Source organism: Cupriavidus sp. 2SB (assembly GCF_005503625.1).
Taxonomy (GTDB): domain Bacteria; phylum Pseudomonadota; class Gammaproteobacteria; order Burkholderiales; family Burkholderiaceae; genus Cupriavidus.
The window spans coordinates 15,561-36,341 of record NZ_SCMX01000033.1 but is presented as its reverse complement, the minus strand read 5'-3'; the positions used below and the strand labels follow the sequence as shown (position 1 = coordinate 36,341).

General features: G+C 62.4%; 18 protein-coding genes. 10 read left to right on the top strand and 8 right to left on the bottom strand.

What is annotated here, in order from left to right:
* Entirely contained in the window at positions 1 to 1,146 is a 1,146-nt protein-coding gene (locus tag FFS21_RS16705) for a thiolase family protein (RefSeq protein WP_137925901.1), read from the bottom strand.
* 14 nt (positions 1,147 to 1,160) lie between these two features.
* Complete coding sequence (locus FFS21_RS16700; RefSeq protein ID WP_137925900.1) at positions 1,161 to 1,514, bottom strand: Zn-ribbon domain-containing OB-fold protein; 354 nt, start codon at positions 1,512 to 1,514, stop codon at positions 1,161 to 1,163.
* Between the two features lie 264 nt (positions 1,515 to 1,778).
* Between FFS21_RS16700 and FFS21_RS16695 the strand changes: the two genes are divergently transcribed.
* The gene (locus FFS21_RS16695; protein ID WP_137925899.1) at positions 1,779 to 3,344 is read left to right on the top strand and encodes a phage integrase family protein; all 1,566 of its coding nucleotides are present in this window, start codon (positions 1,779 to 1,781) and stop codon (positions 3,342 to 3,344) included.
* Here FFS21_RS16695 and FFS21_RS16690 read toward each other — a convergent pair.
* Positions 3,341 to 4,357, bottom strand: coding sequence for a ParB/RepB/Spo0J family partition protein (locus tag FFS21_RS16690; RefSeq protein WP_137925898.1), 1,017 nt, complete (start codon positions 4,355 to 4,357; stop codon positions 3,341 to 3,343). The genes FFS21_RS16695 and FFS21_RS16690 overlap by 4 nt on opposite strands.
* Before the next feature lie 4 nt (positions 4,358 to 4,361).
* Positions 4,362 to 5,006 (bottom strand): AAA family ATPase, encoded by a 645-nt coding sequence (locus FFS21_RS16685; protein ID WP_249359451.1) that lies wholly within the window; start codon positions 5,004 to 5,006, stop codon positions 4,362 to 4,364.
* Between FFS21_RS16685 and FFS21_RS32705 the strand changes: the two genes are divergently transcribed.
* Both FFS21_RS32705 and FFS21_RS16680 read left to right on the top strand, forming a co-directional pair.
* Positions 4,954 to 5,079 carry a hypothetical protein gene (locus FFS21_RS32705; protein WP_283205144.1) on the top strand — a complete coding sequence of 42 codons (126 nt, stop codon included), beginning with the start codon at positions 4,954 to 4,956 and terminating at the stop codon, positions 5,077 to 5,079. The genes FFS21_RS16685 and FFS21_RS32705 overlap by 53 nt on opposite strands.
* A gap of 353 nt (positions 5,080 to 5,432) precedes the next feature.
* Positions 5,433 to 5,636 (top strand): cold-shock protein, encoded by a 204-nt coding sequence (locus tag FFS21_RS16680; protein WP_006159056.1) that lies wholly within the window; start codon positions 5,433 to 5,435, stop codon positions 5,634 to 5,636.
* A gap of 108 nt (positions 5,637 to 5,744) precedes the next feature.
* Here FFS21_RS16680 and FFS21_RS16675 read toward each other — a convergent pair whose 3' ends face one another.
* Positions 5,745 to 6,839: a replication protein RepA gene (locus FFS21_RS16675; RefSeq protein ID WP_137925896.1), complete on the bottom strand. Its 1,095-nt coding sequence runs from the start codon at positions 6,837 to 6,839 to the stop codon at positions 5,745 to 5,747.
* A 1,624-nt stretch (positions 6,840 to 8,463) separates the two neighbouring features.
* The gene (locus FFS21_RS16670) at positions 8,464 to 8,667 is read right to left on the bottom strand and encodes a cold-shock protein (RefSeq protein ID WP_092139416.1); all 204 of its coding nucleotides are present in this window, start codon (positions 8,665 to 8,667) and stop codon (positions 8,464 to 8,466) included.
* 303 nt (positions 8,668 to 8,970) lie between these two features.
* Between FFS21_RS16670 and FFS21_RS16665 the strand changes: the two genes are divergently transcribed.
* Complete coding sequence (locus FFS21_RS16665; protein ID WP_137925895.1) at positions 8,971 to 10,299, top strand: NCS2 family permease; 1,329 nt, start codon at positions 8,971 to 8,973, stop codon at positions 10,297 to 10,299.
* Positions 10,300 to 11,257: 958 nt separating this feature from the next.
* Positions 11,258 to 12,634, top strand: coding sequence for a sigma-54 dependent transcriptional regulator (locus FFS21_RS16655; RefSeq protein WP_137925893.1), 1,377 nt, complete (start codon positions 11,258 to 11,260; stop codon positions 12,632 to 12,634).
* 161 nt (positions 12,635 to 12,795) lie between these two features.
* Here FFS21_RS16655 and FFS21_RS16650 read toward each other — a convergent pair whose 3' ends face one another.
* Both FFS21_RS16650 and FFS21_RS16645 read right to left on the bottom strand, forming a co-directional pair.
* Positions 12,796 to 13,128 carry a hypothetical protein gene (locus FFS21_RS16650; RefSeq protein WP_137925892.1) on the bottom strand — a complete coding sequence of 111 codons (333 nt, stop codon included), beginning with the start codon at positions 13,126 to 13,128 and terminating at the stop codon, positions 12,796 to 12,798.
* A gap of 852 nt (positions 13,129 to 13,980) precedes the next feature.
* Positions 13,981 to 14,184 carry a hypothetical protein gene (locus FFS21_RS16645; protein ID WP_137925891.1) on the bottom strand — a complete coding sequence of 68 codons (204 nt, stop codon included), beginning with the start codon at positions 14,182 to 14,184 and terminating at the stop codon, positions 13,981 to 13,983.
* A gap of 229 nt (positions 14,185 to 14,413) precedes the next feature.
* Between FFS21_RS16645 and FFS21_RS16640 the strand changes: the two genes are divergently transcribed.
* The 5 genes from FFS21_RS16640 to FFS21_RS16620 all read left to right on the top strand — a co-directional run bounded on the left by FFS21_RS16640 (position 14,414) and on the right by FFS21_RS16620 (position 20,736).
* Positions 14,414 to 15,409: a YihY/virulence factor BrkB family protein gene (locus FFS21_RS16640; RefSeq protein ID WP_137925890.1), complete on the top strand. Its 996-nt coding sequence runs from the start codon at positions 14,414 to 14,416 to the stop codon at positions 15,407 to 15,409.
* A 128-nt stretch (positions 15,410 to 15,537) separates the two neighbouring features.
* On the top strand, positions 15,538 to 17,130 hold the full coding sequence (locus FFS21_RS16635; RefSeq protein ID WP_137925889.1) for a peptide chain release factor 3: 1,593 nt from the start codon (positions 15,538 to 15,540) through the stop codon (positions 17,128 to 17,130).
* A gap of 153 nt (positions 17,131 to 17,283) precedes the next feature.
* A complete protein-coding gene (locus tag FFS21_RS16630; RefSeq protein WP_137925888.1) occupies positions 17,284 to 18,567 on the top strand; it encodes an MFS transporter in 1,284 nt (427 codons plus the stop codon).
* A 234-nt stretch (positions 18,568 to 18,801) separates the two neighbouring features.
* Positions 18,802 to 19,605: a DUF3800 domain-containing protein gene (locus FFS21_RS16625; RefSeq protein WP_137925887.1), complete on the top strand. Its 804-nt coding sequence runs from the start codon at positions 18,802 to 18,804 to the stop codon at positions 19,603 to 19,605.
* Between the two features lie 222 nt (positions 19,606 to 19,827).
* The gene (locus tag FFS21_RS16620) at positions 19,828 to 20,736 is read left to right on the top strand and encodes a mechanosensitive ion channel family protein (protein ID WP_137925886.1); all 909 of its coding nucleotides are present in this window, start codon (positions 19,828 to 19,830) and stop codon (positions 20,734 to 20,736) included.
* The last annotated feature ends 45 nt before the right edge of the window (positions 20,737 to 20,781 follow it).

The window sequence follows — 20,781 nt, the reverse complement described above, 5'->3', positions numbered from 1 at the left end:
TCAGACTCCCAGCACATGCACCGACGATGCGGCATGGTCCACGCCGGCGATGCCGCCACCGGTGCATTGCGTCAGGCCGATCCGTGCATCGGCCACCTGCCGGCCAGCGGCGCGTTCCTGCAACTGCCACATGATTTCCACCATCTGCGCGATGCCTGTGGCGCCGAGTGGGTGGCCCTTGGCGAGCAGGCCGCCGCTTGGATTGACAGGCACACGTCCACCGAGTCGCGTTGCACCCGAGCGCAGCAACGGCACCGCTTCGCCCGGAGCCGCCAGTCCCAATGCCTCGTAGTACAGCAGTTCGGCAATCGTGAAGGCGTCGTGCAGCTCCACGACATTTATATCCCTGGGACCGAGACCCGCCTGTTCATAGGCCTGCCGCGCGGCGCGTGCCGTGATCTCGGCATCGAGGATGTCGTCATCGGCACCTTCGCGGATGCCCGATACCACCACCGATGACAGCACGCGCACCGGGCGATATCCCTCGGGCCGTCGCGTGGTCATGATCGCCGCCGCCGCGCCATCCACCTGTGATGGGCAGCACTGCAGCAGCGTCAGCGGATCGGCAATCATGCGCGACGCAAGCACCTCCTCGACCGTGGTCTCGGTGCGTTGCTGCGCGTAGGGGTTCAGCGCGCCATGGCGGCGATTCTTCACCGCCACCGTGGCAAGGTCCACGGCGGTGGCATCCCGCTCGTGCAGGAACCGCGTGCCACGCATGGCGTAGACCGCCGGCAGCACCATGCCCGCCGAGGCGTAGAGATCGGTCATATCGTCGTTGCGCTGCATCGGGATCGTGCCGCCACCCAAGGCGGTCAGTTGTTCGATACCGAAGACGAGTACGGTCTTGTACTGCTGCGCCAGCAATGCATGGCGCGCAAGATGGACGCCCGTGGCGCCGCTCGCGCAGGCGTTCTCCACGTTGTAGACCGGAATGCCCTGCAGGCCGAGATCGCGCACGATCAATTGCCCCAGGATCATGCCGCCGAGCACGTTGGCGCAGTAGACCGCCTCGATATCGGCCAGTTCGATACGCGCATCCTTCACCGCATCCAGAATGGCGCGCTGCGCCAGCTCCGGCGCCATGACGCCGGTATGTCGCCCGAACGTCGTCATCGCGCCGCCGGAAATGTAGATGTCCTGCATGATCTTGATCCTGTTCAGTCCTGCACTGCCTGGAACACGTAGCCGAAGGTGTCGCTGGACACGGGCACGTAGCGGGCGCCAATCGTCGGGCGGTCTTTGCCTTCGAGTCGGCCGAATACACGCAACGGACCATCGAAATCGACATAGCCCAACGCGTAGGGCGGGAGCCCGGTCTTCGGCGCGGGATGGATGACGGTGAAGCTGTAGACCGCGCCGCTGCCGTGCACGGGCACCGTGGCGTATTGCGACGCGAGCGGCGAGTGTTCCGCCACGGCGGGGAATCGCCACGCGCCGGTGGTGTGATGACGCGACGCTTGCAGCGCGGGCGGGGAGTCGGAACTCCAGAGGTTGGGGGTCGTGCTGGACACGAGAGTCTCCTTTGTCGAGGGGGTGCATGGCCGTGCGGTGACTGGATAGTGGTCGGTGGCCAGTGCGTCGACAAACGAGTTTTCGGGACGGATCGCTTGCGTTTCTCTCAACTGAAACTTTCGGCGCGGCCACGTCACCCTCGCCTTTTGTCCAAAAATAATTTACATTGCACTTTGGTTGGCAGATTGGCCCGGATCATTTCGGCACCTGCCGATTGTTGTTGCAATTCAATCACTTACGGACGAAAGGGGACGTGGCCAAACATGGCGGATGATCGCGATACGCTGGCGGCAACCAAGCTCACGCGCACCGAATTTGCGGTGGTGCGGGCCTATGCGCAGGGCATGCGGCCGGTGGATATCGCCAATCGGTATCTGGTGGATCCGGACGATGACGAGGATCTGACCGAACATCAGGCGATTCAGCGCATCCTGGCGCTGCGCGACCGGTTGGTGCAGTTTGCGCTGCAGCATGACCGTCCCGATATCGCAGAAATGTTCGAAGCGCTGCGCGGGCGCTCCGATACCGGGATGTCGCGCCGGGTAGAGGCGCTCTCGTCGATCGAGCAGCTTGGGCAAGGCCGACCGTTACCGACGCATCCGGTGACGCTCTGGTTCGGCCCCAGCCTGGCTCGCCGCATGGTGGCAGCGGAATTGCGTACCGTGGCGGATCTGGTTGCACTGGCCAATCGCCGGGGCAGCAGTTGGTGGCGTCACGTGCCAAGGATTGGGCGCCATTCCGCGGAAACCATCGTCAGATGGCTGCGCGCCAACGACGACGGCGCTGGGATGCGGCTGCGGACTTTTGTGCGCTCGCCTGGGGATAATACGCCTTTAAAGGCACTTATTGCTTGTCCATTGGGGCCTTCGATGGCGTATCCCGTACCCTTTGAATCGATGTTGCCAGCGCCGCCGTTCAGTCTGGAACTGGCATGGGTCGGCGACTGGCTGAACACGCATCAGTCACGCAACACGTGGCTGAGCTATCGACGCGAAGCGGAGCGGCTGCTGCTCTGGGCAGGGCGGAACGGACTGTCATTGCGAGACCTGAATGGTGAATCGCTTGCCTCGTATCACGCCTTTCTTGCAGACCCCCAGCCTTCGGCCTTCTGGTGCGGCCCCGCCAGTCCTCGTGACAAGATGCATTGGCGTCCATTCGAAGGACCGTTGCGGGCGAGTTCTTGTGCGGCATCGCTGCGGGTGGCGCGGGTGCTGCTCAAGGAAATTCGTCGCCGGGCTGGCGAACCTGCACGGTCCGGCATCGGGTCACTGGGAGAGGCAAGACACGCGCTGAACGTTTCAAATGCAACGCCGGGCGTGTCGGTTGCGAATACGTTGACCGTGTCGCTTCCCATCCCCGCATTCCTCGACTGGCTCGCTCGGGACAACCCAAATCCACAACAGCGCGCCGCGCTTGCCGCCGCATTGCTGATTGCACGCCATGGAGTCCGGGTCGTGGAGTTGGCGGCGCTACGGTTGGGAGATGTGGAGGCGATTGGCGACAGCGGCCGGCTCTCGCTCTCGGCCAAAAGCGCCGCACGGCGGAAGCCTATGCTGCTGGAACCTGAGGCGTGGGAGGCACTGCGCAAACACTGGGCTGACCGAGGGCTGCCCGACTTTGGCGAGCGCGACTGGAATGCGGAAGTCGCACTGCTCGCGCCGACAGCGTTTCCAGACACCGTGCGCGGGAGCGCCAAGCGTGGGCAGCGCTTGGCGGGCTACTCGGCAAGCGGCCTCGATCGGCTCTTGCGTGCGAGTTGGAAACGCTTCGCCGCAGCGCACGGTGGTGTGCCGGCGGACTTCTCGCCCGGCCGGCTCAGGTTGAATTAAAGCAACGTCTTGTCCAGGCCGAAGCGGGCCTTCAGGACTTCCAGCAAGTCTTCCCGCGCGTTTCGGTCGGTGAGCTGCACATCCAGCATCACGCGGCCCGAATCCCATTCCTTGATCGTGCCAAGCAGTTGGCCAGACTCAGTACGGATCTTGTATTGGCGGCTGATTTCCTTGACCTTGCGCGACTTGCCTTCCTGCATCTGCTTCCGGATCGATTCCACCTCGCGGCTGGACAATCCGTCGTTCATGATCCGGCCCGCCAGTTCGCGCGTACGGTCCTCACCTGCGAGCTTGAAGTACAGCGTGAGTTCGTACCCGGCCGCGATGCCGATGGCGCTCGGCCGTTCACGCATCACGGCAATCACGGAGTCCGGCAGCTTCAACAGCGCCAGCGTCTTGTTCACCGTGCCGGCCGACATCCCTGTCAGCTCACAGATTTCGTCTTCCTTTTGAACCTTGCCCTCATCCAGCAGCTGACGCCATGCGATGGCATTATCCAGCGCCGATTGGTCGGAGCGCTGTTCGTTCAGCAGGAACGACAGACGGTAGAAGTCGAGATCGCTGAGATCATTCTCGACAAAGCATTCCATCTCGAGCTTGCCGGCTGACGCCAGGGCACGCTTGCGATAGTGACCGTCGATGAGGATGAAGTGTCCGGGTCGCGTCGGATCCGGCGCAGCAAGACCAGGCGTTTTTTGTCCGTGCGTGGCAATCGACGCCGCGCGTTCCTGCACGACGGCAGGATCATAAATGCGACGGGCGTTGAAGGGATTGTCGTGCAACTGGGCGATGGGAATGCGCGCCAGCACGCGCCCTTCCATCGCTTGCACCTCACTTTCAGCGCTGAAAGTTTGCGCCGCCTGGCCCGCGCGTTGGCCCTGCAACAGGCCGTTCGGATGGTCAGAGAGTGCGGCCTCGGCCCGTGCAAACCGATCGACGGCGTCGTTCCGCGTCTTTTCTGCCGCCATCCCGGCGAGCATGCCTGCCTTCAGGCTCTTCAATTTCGTAGTCATTCCATTACTCAATCAGGGACAGTATCTCGTCCACCATCATGTCCACTTCCTGGATGGCTTCGCGCGCGCCCGGTACGCCGTGTACGGTGCAGCCCATGGCCAGGCACTCGCGGAATGCCGAGCGCGAACCGACCATGGAGTTCAGAAGCGGCACCTCTGGATCGTCGCCAAGAATCTCGATGGCCTGACGCGCGATCGAGACGCGGCGCTGAACCATGTTGGCCGCCACCCGAATTTGCAGCGTTTCATTCTGTACCTGGGCATGCTGCGCCAGTGTCTTGGCAGCCACGGCTGCCCAAAGATCCGGCGGAGACGGTACGACCGGAATGATCGCCAAATCCGAAATCAGCAAGGCACTCGACGGCGCCGCCGAATGTACCGCAGGCGGGCAATCCACCACGATGTAGTCGTAGTCGTTCATGAACTTCCGAACCTCCCGGTGCATGGCACCGCCGGACGGAGCCAAACCAATCACCGAGGCGGGAAACGGCCGTTCATCGCTGGCTTGCGCTGCCCAGCGCGTGGCAGTGCCTTGCTCGTCCATATCGACAAGCAGGGACCGCGCGCCACGCAGCCCCAGCGTTCCAGCAAGGTGCATGCTGACGGTTGTCTTGCCGCAGCCGCCCTTCTGGTTGAAAACGGTGATGATTTTTGCCGGCACTTCGGTCTCACTTTCAGCGCTGAAAGCGCCGGATGATGATGTTCAGTTAGCCGAACTTTAGCGAAATCGACTTTGCGCCACAACCCATTTTTCTGAGCATTTGAATAAAACACTGTAAAACGGCGCCGGGCAATGGATACCCCTTAAGCAGGGCACGTGTCAGGCGCAGATTTCGCTACATCAACTGTGCGGGATTCTTCTTCTTGAAAAGCGGTAGAGAATCCGCCTAAAGTAAAGGTGGTGCGCATTACGCCGCACATGACACCGCAACACATTGTGGTTATGATGCCCGCTACAGTCGAGTCAAGTCGTGTTACCTCGTTGGCTTCCGTTCGGTATCTACGAGAACTCAGCGTGCTTGAACGGTTGTTTGCGTTTTGTGTAAAACGAACTTGCTTCGAAAGGAAATCTGTTATGGCAACCGGTACGGTCAAGTGGTTCAACGAGACCAAGGGTTTCGGCTTCATTACCCCCGATGATGGCGGCGCCGATCTGTTCGCTCACTTCTCCGAAATCCAGGGTTCCGGCTTCAAGACCCTGAAAGACGGCCAGCGAGTGACGTTCGAAGTGAAGCAGGGACCGAAGGGTCTGCAAGCCTCGGCGATCAAGCCGGCGTAAGCGGAACCACAGTGGCTGGTCAGGCGGGAGGTCTCCGGTCCGATCAGTGACGCAAAAAAGGCAAGCTCTCGCTTGCCTTTTTTGTTTGTGCAGCGCGGTTGGAGGCTGTCAGCCCAGCTTGCGCACGCTCGTGCGCGACGGCTGCAGAATGAGCGCCTTCGAGGAGTCAGCATCGACCTTGGCGCCCGGATAGACCACCAGCACATCCTTGAGAGCCTTGCGGAACAACGCACGGAACTTGCGCTCGCTCTCCGTCTCGGTCCCGAACTGCATTTGCAGCGCTTCCCACGGGATCTCCGTGCGGCGCTGGATGGTAAAGAACCGGTAGGTCAGCCACGAATAAACGTCCAGCGCAAATGGCGACTGCTTGAGCGCCTTCAGCGCGCGCATATCGACCGGTACCGGACGATTCACCAGTTCGTTGAAAAACGGCTCAGACAGCACCACAAAGCTCTCGAACATCGAACCTTGGCCCGGCTGCATCGGGTCCCACCACGTCGACAACTGGTCGGCCAGCAGATAGCCCACGCGGTCGATCGACATCGGCTCGTGGTTGGGCGGCTGATTCGGCAATTGGATCGACTTGTTCTGCACGATGGCGATCGTCGCCGAGAACAAGCGGATCATCTGCTGGCGCACCAGCGTCATCGTGCCGCGCTTGCCACCCGTCGCCATCGGAATGCCGAGGTTGTACATGAACTCGGACAAGGAATTGCCAAGCGAAATGCGACGATCCTCCACCGTGCCGGTGAACTCGCCGCGCTTCTTCTTGGCCATGATTTCCTTGCCGATCCACGCCAGCATCAGCCGTGGATAGGATCCGTACGGATAGCCTAGCGAAACGGTTTCGGAAACCAGTTTCTGCTTGCCATTTGCCGCCTTTTCCGCGCGTTGCTGCGTGAAGTAGCCAGGCTGGATCATCAGCGAGATATTCCCGCTGGTGCGTGTCCACACAGGTGGCGCGCCCTTGGGCGCGCGATAGGGCAGCGTGACCTGCACACTGGCACGGCTAAGGAAGCCGACTTCGCCACTTTGCCACGCGTCCTCGCGTTCCATGGCCTGGGCTTCATCGAACAGGCGCTGGAATTTTTCGGACGGAACGATGGCGCTCTCGTTTCCAGGAACGATGATGCGCGACGGTTCGACGTCGGCGTCCAGCGTGGCACGTTCCGCTTCGGAGGCCATAGAGCGTTTGATCGGCATGTTGGTGATTTCGGATTACCCGCCTTTTTACGCGATCACGTATACGTTGTCACGCAGAAACGGGTACGTATACGCGATCAATGCCGATTCGCTGCGGTTGAGCCACGACTTCAGCGCCTGCTCTTGCGCAGGAGATCGCTTGGTGCATTCCTGCCGTCCGGGCTTTCAGCGTCTCGCTTGCCACAGGGGCTTCCTGGAAGCGGTCTGTTTCCTGGCCGGGTATCCGGCGACTGGCGAGATGACAGACACACGGTGGGCAGCCCGTCAGGGTTGTCCACGGTTGGCTGCTCATCCACTACAAGTAAACGATACCGATACGGGTTAACTACTCGTAAACCGTATACGGAGACAAAACAGCGTTGATTACAAACAGGTTTACATGCCTCTCCGTACCCGATTCTGCGCACTTTTGTACCTGTTTCTGCGAAGGGCCGAACCCGAATCTGCGACCGGGCGAACCCGTTTCAGCGTAAACAGCGAACCGGATTCTGCGGGGATAACCTGCTGATCTCACAGGGTTTTCCACAGCGGGATCGATAAAAAGCGTACCCGTTTCTGCGCCCCCGCGCTTGCCGCCCCTCCCGATCGTGTCTTGTGCCCGCTGTAGGGACGCTTATCCACGCAGAATCGGGTACGTTTTTGGCGCGCACGCTCTTGCCCACTGCGTTGGGATTGCGAAATCCGCACGCCTGGCGGCCCGATTCCGTACCCAATTCTGCGACAAAGGGCTTGGACGCTATTTTTCGACGGTGCGTACCCAATTCTGCGGCGTACCCGTTTCTGCGGATACCCGCATGGCGGGATCGGGAAAGCAAAAGCGTACCTGTTTCTGCGAGGCTGGTGCGCCTTCGCATTTGTCCGGGCGTACCCAATTCTGCGTGAAGCTGGATCGGGCGCCATGATGTATGGGCAACATTGCCCGCGTATACATCGTCTGCGGCGAAAGCTACCGCCAACTAGCGGTGTGAAACCGAGCGGTCGCCATTTCCGCACCGTACCCGTTTCTGCGGACGGTATACGTATACCTGCTGCCCGGCAGGTGCCACGACATGTCTCCTGAAACACCCACCGTACCCGTTTCTGCGGACCAACGGCTGCCAACTGCGTACCTGTTTCTGCGCCGCACTTTCTGACATGTGGTCTTGAGGGTGGAAAGGCACCTGGCGTACCCGATTCTGCGTGGATAACCAGACTGCCTAAAAGTGAGGCGGGATAAGCGCAGCCTGCCACGGCGTACCCGCGACAAAAAGCGGGCCGAGCGTACCCGTTTCTGCGCAGATGCGACACGACTCTGAAGCCGGGCTGGCGTACCCATTTCTGCGGCGATCAAAACGCGGAGGATGGATTGCGTACCCGTTTCTGCGAACTCGACGGACGCGAGGCGCGTGCGCCCGTGCACAGTCGCGAGCCGCGTCGAATCAGCCCCGTGCGTGGCGTGGATCAGACGAATAAAGGATGGAGCCCGTCACGCGGATCGGCGAGAGGCGACAGAGGTTGAGCCCGATCGGGCTCGTGCCCGAGGTGGAGGGATGCTGCGGAGAGGTGGGAAGGACGAAAAAAAACCCGCCGTCTCCGGCGGGTTCTTCACAACCATCGGCACGCCATCAAGGCATGCCGGCGGTCATTACATCGGGGTGATGTTAGCGGCTTGCAGACCCTTCGGGCCGTTCTTGACTTCGAACGACACGCGTTGGTTTTCCTGCAGCGACTTGAAACCATCAGCGCGGACTTCCGAGAAGTGCGCGAACAGGTCATCACCACCTGCGTCCGGCTTGATGAAGCCGAAGCCCTTGGCGTCATTGAACCACTTGACGATACCGGTTTGCATGATATTGCTTTCCAAAAAATGTGAAAAAAGAAACCGATGGCACACACCACCGTACTGCCAACTCAAGGAAAGGACACCATGGACAACCGAAGTACCAGACGGTGGCTAACGAATGAACTGTTGCCTCGTCGCTTGAATCTGCGCCAGATTTATACGGGGGATTGACGCGCCCGTCAAGGCAGGGGTTTTCCCCAGCGGGGACTGCCCCGTCCCGGTGCGCTTGTGGGATCATCCCGCCTTTCCCAAATTTGCCAGGAGCGAGTTGCCTTGCCGCTCCGCCCTGGAAGCACCTGGAGATCACCCATGTCAACGCCCGCCGCCGCGCCGTCCGCCGGCCTGCTCGAGCGCATTTTTCGTCTGCGGGAGCACCAGACCGATGTCCGCACGGAAATCCTCGCGGGGGTCACTACATTCCTGACGATGGCCTACATCATCTTCGTCAATCCGAGCATCCTTGGGGACGCCGGCGTGCCGAAAGATGCCGTGTTTGTCGCCACGTGCCTGGCGGCCGCCATCGGCACGCTGATCATGGGTTTCTACGCAAACTATCCCATTGCGATGGCGCCGGGCATGGGTCTCAATGCCTACTTCGCCTATACCGTGGTCAAGGGCATGGGGCTGCCGTGGGAAGCCGCGCTCGGTGCGGTGTTTATCTCCGGCTGCCTGTTCCTGGTTGTGACGCTGTTCCGCGTGCGCGAGGCCATTGTCCGGGGCATTCCGCCGACGATCCGCGGGGCGATCACGGCGGGTATCGGCCTGTTCCTGGCGATCATTGCCTTGCACAGCGCCGGCATCATCAAGGGTCACCCGGCCACGCTGGTCACCATCGGTGACTTGCATCAACCGCCGGCCGTGCTGGCCATCCTGGGCTTCTTCGTCATCGTGGCGCTTGACCGCCTCAAGGTGAAGGGCGCGATCCTGATCGGTATCCTGCTGACCACGGTGCTCAGCTTCGTCTTTGCCGGCAACCAGTTCCACGGGGTGGTCTCGGCGCCGCCGTCGATCTCGCCCACGCTGTTCAAGCTCGACATCTCCGCCGCGCTGTCCATTGGCATCCTCAATGTGGTGCTGGTCTTTTTCCTGGTCGAGCTGTTCGATGCAACGGGTACGCTGATGGGCGTCGCCAACCGGGCCGGCCTGCTCAAGGCCGGCAAGATGGACCGGCTGAACAAGGCGCTGATGGCGGACAGCACGGCCATCATGGCCGGTTCGCTGCTTGGCACATCTTCCACCACCGCCTATATCGAGAGCGCGTCTGGCGTGCAGGCCGGTGGCCGTACTGGATTGACGGCGGTGACCGTGGCGGTACTGTTCCTGGCCTGCCTGTTCATCGCCCCGCTGGCGGGCGCGGTGCCGGCGTATGCCACGGCGCCCGCGCTGCTATACGTGTCGTGTCTGATGCTGCGCGAACTGGTGGAGATCGACTGGTCCGATGTCACCGAGGTGGTGCCCGCCGTGTTGACCGCGCTGGGAATGCCTTTCACCTATTCGGTAGCCAATGGCGTGGCATTCGGCTTCATCTCCTATGCGCTGCTGAAACTGCTGACGGGCAGGGCGAAGGATGTGCCGCTGATGGCGTGGATCATCGCCGCAGTCTTCCTCTTCAAGTTCTACTACCTGCCAGGCCACTGATCGCGCGTATCCGGCACTGCAACAGCGCAGGAACGGTGCTTGACCACACAACGGGGGACCGCCTGGCGCCGTCCCCCGTTTTTTTTGGCAGAGCCGATAGATGTGTTCAAAATGAAAACGATGACATTTTCGGCGCACCTCACCTGAACGCGTACCCGTTTCTGCGTCGGGTTACGCGAACGGCTGTTTCACGGCGTACCTGTTTCTGCGAGGAATGTGAGTGCTCATTTACCTAGTAGGCGCGGTAAAAAGGCGCTTTCACGTCTCATACAAAAGTATGAGACTTGGCTGAAAGCGAACATTCCGGGCTGGACAAAAGGGGTGAAATGCACTGAACTAGAACCGTGGCAAAAATTTGAGGGCGCGCAACGGCGCCCTTTCTTGACTCCGGGAAAAGGCGCCTGCCAGCTGGCCAGAGGTAGCGCGTTCCGCAGTCGGCCACGGTTGCCGGGACAGTACAAGGCAACCGGCCAAACGAGACCGTCAGGACAGGCGGCTTTCGCCACCACGGAAGAGAGCATGCGGATACACGCATGCCGACATCGTCTCTCCTATCGACTCGAATCGAGCAGGGACAGACCGAATAAAGACAGTTCGAATCCAGAACGAAGACAGTGGTAAACGCGAACGTGTAGTGCCGGGGGATGTTGTTCAACGGGGAACAGATCATGACCGCAGGAGAAATCCGGCGTCCCGCCATCGGGCCGATCCATCAATTCGCCAACCATTCGTTCCAGGCAGACTGGGCGGAGGTCGGTCACGTCCATGGCAAGCGGCGACTTGCATGTCGCGCTCGCGCCAGCGCACGACAATCACACAGTCCGTCCAGATCGTGAATCCCCAGACGTTGCGCGCGGAGCCATCCGCGCAGCCAGCGGAACCCGACCGGGCCGGGTGGCCCGCTGCCGCGCCTGCGGCAGGGCGTTCCGCAACCAACAAGAAGCCCAGGGAGAACGTCATGGACCGACTGTGCAAGGCGGCGACACGCTCCGCACAGATCGTGCTCGTGTCGCGGTACGAGGATTTTGGTTTCAATGCGAGCCAGTTTGGTTCGGGGTGGGAAATCCGCCGGGTTCAACAAGTCAGCGGCCTGGAGCGCGCGGTGCGAGGCAGCTCGCCCATGGCGGGCATACTCGACCTGCAATCGGCCTATAGCGATGCGGAGCTGACCCAGCTCGAACAGGGTCTGCAGCACCTGCATGTCATGTGGGTGGCTATCACGTCGACGGCCATGCTCGAGGATGAGCGCGTGCGGCGCCTGATCCGCGACTACTGCGTGGATTACGTACGCACGCCATTCTCGTTCGACGAACTGCTCTACACGCTCAAGCATGCGCACGGCATGGCCTGCCTGCATGGTGCGCGACTGCCGGAACCCCCTGCCGCAAAGGGGCCGATGATTGGCGAATGCCAGGCCATGCGCGTGATGTTCCGCTCGCTGGCCAAGGTGGCTCACAACGATGCGCCCGTATTCATTTCGGGGGAATCGGGCACGGGCAAGGAGCTTGCCGCCCAGGCCATCCATGAAGCGTCGAGCCGTCGCAAGGGGCCGTTCGTGGCCATCAACTGCGGCGCGATTCCATCGCATCTGGTGCAGTCCGAACTGTTCGGCTACGAGAAGGGTGCGTTCACGGGGGCCAATGCGCGCAAGATCGGCTGGATCGAGCAGGCGCAGGGCGGCACGCTGTTTCTCGACGAAATCGGCGACCTGCCGCTGGAGAGCCAGGTGGCCCTGCTGCGTTTCCTGCAGCAGGGCACCATCACCCGGCTTGGTGGACACCAGTCCATTCCCTTGGACCTGCGCATCATCTCCGCCACGCACGTGGATCTGGTGCTCGCGCAGGGCGACGGGCGCTTCCGTCCCGACCTGTTCCACCGGTTATGCGTGCTGACGCTGACAATTCCGCCTTTGCGCGATCGCGGCGAAGACATCCTGCTGCTGGCAAACGCTGTGCTTGCCGAGCATGGCCACGAAGCCCATCGCCGGATTCGCGGGTTCTCGTCGTGCGCCACACAGGGCATGATGCAGTACGGCTGGCCGGGCAATGTCCGCGAGCTGATCAACCGCGTGCGGCGTGCCATCGTGATGACCGACAACCGTAAGATCACGGCCGAGGATCTGCAACTGAACGGTGGCGTGGAAGTTCCGCGCAAGACGCTCGATGCGATACGCGAGGAAGCCGAGCGCGAGGCGATCCGCACGGTGATGGCCAGCCATGGCTTTCACGTCGTGCCGGCGGCGCGCGAACTCAACGTATCGCGCGTGACGCTGTACCGGCTCATGCATAAGCACAACATCCGCGTCGATCTTCAGGCTGCTGCAACGGGGGAATAACGCGGGCGGTCAACGCACCACGTGCAGGCGTGCAGGGGTGTAGTGCCAAGGGGGATCCGGCGACGTCCGCTCGCCGGATCCCCTTTGTCCTTCCGCCCGGACAGCGGCGGCAGGCTAACGCGGCTTGGCCCGCGTAAGAACTCCCAAACTGACTTTCAATGTCAGGTCATGCCGATCTTGCCGCGTCGTCCACGCGGCGGCGCACTCCCGTCCGGCGATGGCCTGCCCGGCACTACGTCATGCGGGTCCATCAGGTTGTCACGTGCCTGACGCTCGGCAGGCGCCGCAGCGGGTGGCGCAGCGCGGTCGTCCGGCTTGTACTGCATATCGCCCCAGGTCCAGCCGAACGCCCTCACATAGCTGTCATTGCTCACGGCCGCGTGGCTGTTCGGGTTGGCGTAGTCGGGGCGGTCGAACCATGCGTAGTTTCCGGCCAGCGCCGGGGCTGCCGCAGTCGAGAACAGTGCCATGGCGGCGGCAACTCTGGCGAACATGTGTGGCTCCCTCCCTTTTTATAAAAGGTGCCCGCCGGGGGACGGAGCACGTAAACCGGTTTAGGCCCGCACGCGCGAAAAAGCAACCGCCGGTTGCCGGGCCTGACGGAGATATCGCGGGCCGCCCGTCAATAAACGGGACACCCGTTGCGCTGCCGGCTGGCAGCGGTGGCCGCGCCTCGGTTGGCTGATGCACAGAACGACGCGGCAGGGCGTGCGGTCTGCCGTGGAGACGGCAACAGGGGCGGCGACAGCAACTCGCTGACAGTGGGGGCTGGGCCGGCAAGCCGATGGGCACGCCGACGCGCGTTCATTCGCGCTGGTGGATGACGCATGGCAGTGTGGTCTCCTGCGTTCTGTTCGAATCGTTATTGGACTCTGACTTCTCCCTGCACCGACTAGAGCGACAAGTGTGCCAATCGCCTGCAAACCATTGTTTGATAAGGCATTGGCGCGCGGCCTGGTGGAAAGCCGGGGCGAAATGGCGGGCTGCGGGCCGCAATCGGTTACGCCGATGCAACGACAAGCGGACGCTAGGTCGCGTCGGCTCGCTGACCGGCGTCCGATGCCTCTTCATTGGCCACGCCCGTGCGGAACCCGGGAACGCGACGCGACGAAAGAGTCAGGCCCTCAAGTGGGACGCGACGCCTTTCACATGGCGGAAAACAGACATCGATGTCTGCAATGGCGCCCACATGGCTGAAAGTGACGGGAAAATGATCCCCATGCGTCCGCACGCGAGCGTGCCATGGGCGGGCGTGCATCTGGTTGCAACGCTGAAACCCGCACGGGTCCGCAGAAACGGGTACGCCCGGATGCCTCGGGGGAACAGCGGCCGGCTGCTTTAGCCCATCAGCGAGGCGTGGCGGGGGCGCCGGAGGCCGCAGTGACGGGCGCGTTGGTGCCGGAAATCGGCTTGGGTCCCGGACCCGGTGCCGGGTTGCGTTCGCAGCCGGCCATCAGCGTGGCCCCCGCGGAAAGGCAAAGTGCCAGCAGTGCCGAACGAGCGACCACAGCACGCGCGGCGATCAGGCGCCGCACAAGAACATTGCGCATGGGAGAAGCCTCCTGTCATCGGCATGTGTGCCTTGCTTAACTACTGTAGCAGTGCAAACGGCTGTTGCGCGACAAGCGATCTATGATGGACCTACACATCAGACGCTGGCCGACAGACAACCCCGGTTGCACCGGTCAGGCTGATGAACGTGGCAGATGCGCCACCTCCGCGTGGGCTTCATCCCAGTCAGTAGGAGCCCGGGGCAAGTCAGGACAGGACCGAAAACGCATGCATTCCGACAACGCGCCCGACCATTCGCACGCAGTGCCCCCTAAGCCGCAGCGCGGCCGTTGGCTGCCCGATCGGCATACCGGGACGCGCACGGTGCGCGTGGTGTCGGCATCCATTACCGCCTGGTTCGATCACAGGGCGGCGAGCAAGGGCGCCGCCCTGTCCTTCTACATGCTGTTCTCGCTGGCGCCGATCCTGGTGCTGGTGATATCGATCGCCGGGCTGTTCTTCGGTGCCGAAGCCGCGCGTGGCGAGATCTTCGCGCAGCTCGATGGACTGGTCGGCCCCCAGGGCGCTGCGGCTATCCAGGAAATCCTGGCCGCCACGCATCGTGCAGGCGGCAGCGGCGTGGCCGCGTTGATCGCGATGGGCATTCTCGTGGTGGGCGCCACGAGCGCCTTTGCCGAACTCAAGAGCAGCCTGGACGATATCTGGCAGGCGCCGCCGCCCCAGGGCGCGGGCTGGCAGAAGCTGCTACGTGCGCGGATGGCCTCGTTCAGCATCGTGCTGGCGCTAGCATTCATGCTGCTGGTGTCGCTGGTGGTCAACGCGGCGCTGGCCGTGGTCAACCGGTTCTGGGGCCAGCTCTGGACGGCCTCATGGTTTGCGCCAGTGGCGGACGTGATCTCCACCGCGTTCTCGTTCGCCGTCGTCACCGCCTTGTTCGCCACCATCTTCAAGATGCTGCCCAACGTGCGGATCTCGTGGAAGGACGTGCTGATGGGCTCGATCATCACCGCGTTGCTCTTCTCCATCGGCAAGCGACTGATTGGCCTGTATCTGGGCAACAGCGCCGTGGCGTCATCGTACGGTGCGGCGGGATCGGTCGTGGCGCTAATGCTGTGGGTGTACTACTCGGCGCAGATTTTCTTCTTCGGCGCGGAGCTGACCCGCCAGTACGCGTTGCAGTTCGGCAGCCTGCGCGGGCATGATCCGGCGCGCGAAAACCGTGGCGTGCCAACCAGCACCCCGGCAGGCGGCGCGAACCGGTAAAATAGCGCCCCATCCGAAGCCGGGAATCGTTCCCGGACCGCCATCGCGCCCCAGCCGTTCCGCCTCGCCGCTGCCTGCAGCCGGCGCCAGTGCTGGCTTCGGGGCGCTACTACCAGGTTCCTCTAGCCGTGAGTTCGCTCGTTTCCGAAATTGCGCGTCGCCGCACGTTTGCCATTATTTCCCACCCGGATGCGGGTAAGACCACGCTGACCGAGAAGCTGCTGTGGTTCGGCGGCGCCATCCAGGTGGCCGGCGAAGTGCGCGCGCGCAAGGCCGACCGCCACGCCACGTCCGACTGGATGGAACTGGAAAAGCAGCGGGGCATTTCGGTGACCTCGTCGGTGATGCAGTTCCCGTACCAGCCGCGCGCCGATCTGCCGGAAAACATCGTGAACCTGCTCGACACCCCGGGCCACGAGGATTTTTCCGAAGACACGTACCGCACGCTGACGGCGGTGGACTCCGCGGTGATGGTGATCGACTCGGTCAATGGCGTGGAAGCGCAGACGATCAAGCTGCTGAACGTGTGCCGCCTGCGCGCGACGCCGATCCTGACGTTCATGAACAAGCTGGACCGCGAAGGCCGCTCGCCCATCGAACTGCTCGACGAAATCGAAGACGTGCTGAAGATCCAGTGCGCGCCGATGACGTGGCCAATCGGCATGGGCAAGGCGTTCCGTGGCGTGTACCACATGATCGACGACAAGGTGCAGCTGTTCGACCCGAAGGGGGAGAAGGGCACCTCGGCGCTGCTCGACGGCCTCGACAATCCCGAACTCGACCGCATCCTCGGCTCGCAGGCCGATGAGCTGCGCATGGAGATCGAACTGGTGCGCGGCGCGTCGCACACGTTCGACCGCGAAGCCTTCCTGGCCGGCCGCCAGACGCCGGTGTATTTCGGTTCGGCCATTAACAACTTCGGTGTGCAGTCGCTGCTGGACGCGCTGTGCCAGCTCTCGCCGCCGCCGCTGGCGCGCCAGACCGAAACGCGCACCGTGGAGCCGCAGGAGGCCAAGTTCAGCGGCTTCGTGTTCAAGATCCAGGCCAACATGGACCCGCGCCACCGCGACCGCATCGCCTTTGTGCGCGTGTGCTCGGGCCGCTTCGACCGTGGCATGAAGCTGCTGCATGTGTCGCAGGGCAAAACCGTGGCCATCAACAACGCCATCACGTTCATGGCGCAGGACCGCAACACGACCGAGGAAGCCTTCGCGGGCGACATCATCGGCGTGCCCAACCATGGCACGATCCGCCTGGGCGATGTGTTCACCGAAGGCGAACCGCTGCGTTTCACGGGCATCCCGTCGTTCGCGCCGGAATTCTTCCGCCGCGCGCGGCTCAACAACCCGCTCAAGGTCAAGCAGTTGCAGAAGGGCCTGCAGCAGTTGGCGGAAGAGGGCGCCACGCAGATGTTCCGCCCGCTGGTCTCCAACGACCTCGTACTGGGCGCCGTGGGCATGCTGCAGTTCGATGTGGTGGCGCACCGCCTTGAACACGAATATGGCGTCGATGCGATCTTCGAGTCGCACGAATGCGCGACTGCTCGCTGGCTCAAGGGCGACCCGGCCGAGATCGAAAAGCTGATCGACAAGGCCGGCCACAACGTGGCCCTCGACGGTGCGGGCGATCACGTCTACCTGGCGCCAAGCATGGTCAACCTGCGACTGACGCAGGAGCGTTTCCCGAACATCGAGTTCCGGGAGACGCGGGAAATCGCCTAATCCTGTTTGAACGCCTGCATCCACCGCGCCGGCGGGTAATGTGTCAATCACGATACAAAGCCAGTCGGCGCGTGTCCGGGTTCCCGGATAGAATCGGCGGTTTCGCCATGTACGCGGTTGCGTACATGGCACCTCCTCGCCGCCAACGCCCCCATGTCCTCCGCCCCCGCGCAGCCGGCCAATGAGCCGGACAACGTCTTTCGCGACCCCGCTTTCCGTCATTTCTGGTTTGCCCGGCTGTGTACCACCATCGGTTACCAAATCTTTACGGTTGCGGTGGGCTGGCAAATGTATGCGCTCACTAACGACGCGTTCATGCTGGGCATGGTGGGGCTGGTGCAATTCCTGCCGTCGATTGTCCTGCTGCTGATGTCGGGCCATGTGGCCGACCGGTTCGACCGCCGCATCATCGTCCGGACGTGCCAGATGCTGGAGGCGGTCATTGCGATAGCGATGGCGGTGGCCAGTTTCTCGGGCTGGATCACCAGCCAGTACATCTTCCTGTTCGTAGCCTTGATCGGCGGCTGCCGCGCGTTCGAAACGCCAACGCTGCAGGCATTGCTGCCGAGCGTGGTCACGCCGCGCCAGTTGCCGCGCGCGGTGGCACTGGCCAGTTCGGCTGCGCAGGCGGCCATCATCATCGGCCCGGCACTGGGCGGGTTTGCCTATGTGGCCGGCCCCGGCGTGGTCTATTCGATCAGCGCGGTGTTGTTCGCGATTGCAGCGATCCTGGTGTTCACGCTGAAACTGCGCCAGGCACAGCAGAGGCTGACCACGCCGGTCAGTGTCAAGACGCTGTTTGCCGGGTTCGCCTACATCCGCAGCAATCAGGTGCTGCTGGGCGCCGTGTCGCTCGACCTGTTCGCGGTCCTGCTCGGCGGCGCCACGGCCCTGCTGCCGATCTACGCCAAGGACATCCTTCACACCGGCCCGTGGGGGCTGGGGTTGCTGCGCTCGTCCCCAGCCATCGGCGCATTGGTCACGGCACTGTGGCTGGCCCGACATCCGCTGAACCGACGCGTGGGCCGCGTGATGTTCAGCGCCGTGGCGATTTTCGGCGTGGCGACGATGGTGTTTGGCATTTCGAAATGGCTGCCGCTGTCGATGGCCGCACTCGTGGTGCTGGGCGCCTCCGACATGATCAGCGTGGTGGTTCGCCAGACACTGGTACAGCTCGATACCCCCGACGACATGCGCGGCCGGGTGGGTGCGGTCAACTCGGTCTTTATCGGCGCTTCCAACCAGCTGGGCGAATTCGAGTCGGGGGTCACCGCCGCGCTGCTCGGCCCAGTCGGTGCGGTGCTGCTCGGCGGGATCGGTACGATCTGCGTGGTGGCCGCCTGGATCAAACTGTTCCCGATGCTGACCAACCGGGATCGGCTGCATGACCATCAGGTGGAGGTTGTCAGCCAGGAGAAGGCGGCACCGGCACGTTGATGTTGCGGCGTGGCTACGACTTCCTGTGTTTGTGTGACCGCGGAGCGTACCCGTTTCTGCGTTACGTCAGTGTTTCGCGCTACGTCCGTTTTGGTCTGTTGCCCGCTAAGAATTAGCTACCTAGAATGCATCCCAACGCATTCGGTCTTGTACCGGGTGCCCAGCCTCCGAGGCCCGCAACGATCTGATCGTTGCGGGCTTTCGTGTTTTATAGCCGGCAGGAGCGAAATTCAGGTGCAGCACTACGTTGTTTATCTAGACGAATTCGGTCATATCGGGCCCTACGTTGCAAGAGACCACGCCAAGTACAACGACAGTCCGGTTTTCGGACTGGCGGGATTCATGCTTCCTGTCGCACAGGTGCGTGAGTTTGCCGTCTACTTCTACAAGTTGAAGTGCGGATTGCTCGCCTGGGATCTGATGCACAAGAATCCTCGCGATCTTCCCGCCTGTCGTTGGGAGAAGAAAGGCTCTGCATTGTTCACGGCCCGCAATGTGCAGATCTACCGGCCGTTGCGACAGGCAACCTTCCGATTGTTGAATCGAATTGCCGCCGTTGGTGGGCATGTTGTCTACACCGGAGAACGCAAGGCATCGCAGATGGGCGTGCATGTCTCGGCGGAGATGTTCAGGCGTCAACTTCTCTGCGCGATCAGGCAAGTGGACGGGCACTGCGCGCAGACGAATTCCACGTGTCTGGTTTTGCTCGACCAACAGGATGCAGGCGACGACTGGCGGGAGCGCAACGTCGAAGCATGCACTGTGGCGATGTTCGAAGGGGATGCGAAGTGCCGCAGACTGGTCGAGCCCCCCTTGCAAGGAGAGAGCCATCTCTTCCAGACCCTCCAATGCGCCGATTGGCTCTGCGGACTCATTGGCCGGCTAGCCGCACATGCTGCGGCACCCAACGAATACGCCGACTGGGCTGTATTTCACAAGTATTTCCATGATCGTGTCCGTGACGTGGCGTTGGTGAGCAGCGGTATCCGCCCGCCAGTTGAGGTCTTGGCTTCAGGGCCGGTTTCGGAACTGGGCTAGCGGGGAGAAGCGACCGGCACAATCTGCGCAGGAGTTGTAAAGACTTCACACACGGCGCCTCGGTTGGGAGAGGTGACGCTAGGGATTCCAAGAGGGGCCGGCGTGTGGCATGCGCCCGCACAACGGCCCACGCAGAAACGGGTACGCTTTTTCCTCTCGCCGGCCCGTTCTGGCACATCCTTCGCAAGTCTTGTCGGTTTTGCCATTTTCCGGAGCCGACGCATGGACTTGAATTTCATCGATCACGCCAAGCTGGAGGCCACCTGGGCCTATCTGGCCCAGTTCGCCGTCAGTCAGGGGTTGAATTGCCTGGCCGCGCTGGCGATTCTGCTGGCCGGGTGGTGGCTCTCCGGCCGGGCCGCGCGCGCGTTGCACAACGGTTTGCGGCACACCCATGTGGATGACACGCTGCGCCCGATGCTGGCCAGCGTCGCGCAATGGGTCGTGCGGGTGCTGACCGTGGTGCTGGTGTTGTCCCAGTTCGGCGTGCAGACGGCCAGCATCATCGCCATGCTTGGCGCGGCGGGGCTGGCGATTGGGCTGGCGCTGCAGGGAACGCTGCAGAACATCGCGGCCGGGATCATGCTGGTGTTGCTGCGGCCCTTTCGGGTGGGGCAGTACATCGACGCGCAAGGCGTGGCCGGAACCGTGCGCGAGACGGGGCTGTTCATGACCGAGCTGAAGACCTTCGACGGCGTCTGCCTGCGCGTACCCAACGGCAAGATCTGGGGCAGCCCGATCATGAACTACAGCGAGAACCCCACGCGCCGGATGGACATCGAGGTCACCGTCACGTTCGACAGTCCGATACAGGCGGGGCTCGACGCCCTTCGCGCCATGCTCGACAGTGACAAGCGGTTGCTCGAATCCCCGGCGCGCGAGGTCATGGTGGTGCGCTACACCGACCGTGGCGTCACGCTCAACGCGCGCTACTGGACGTCGAACGATGACTTCTGGAGCGTGCAGTACGGGATGTTCGCCAAGCTGAAGCGGACGATGGAGGATGCGGGTTGTCGAATCGCGGTGCCGGTGCAGGAGGTTCGGGTGCCGGAGGTGGTCGATGCAGACAATGAGCGCGAAGGCGGAGATGGGTATCGCGAGCGGATCTTGGTGTCGGGGAAGCCGAACTGAACGAGCTGAAACGTACGCAGAAACGGGTACGCTTTCTCTGCCGCT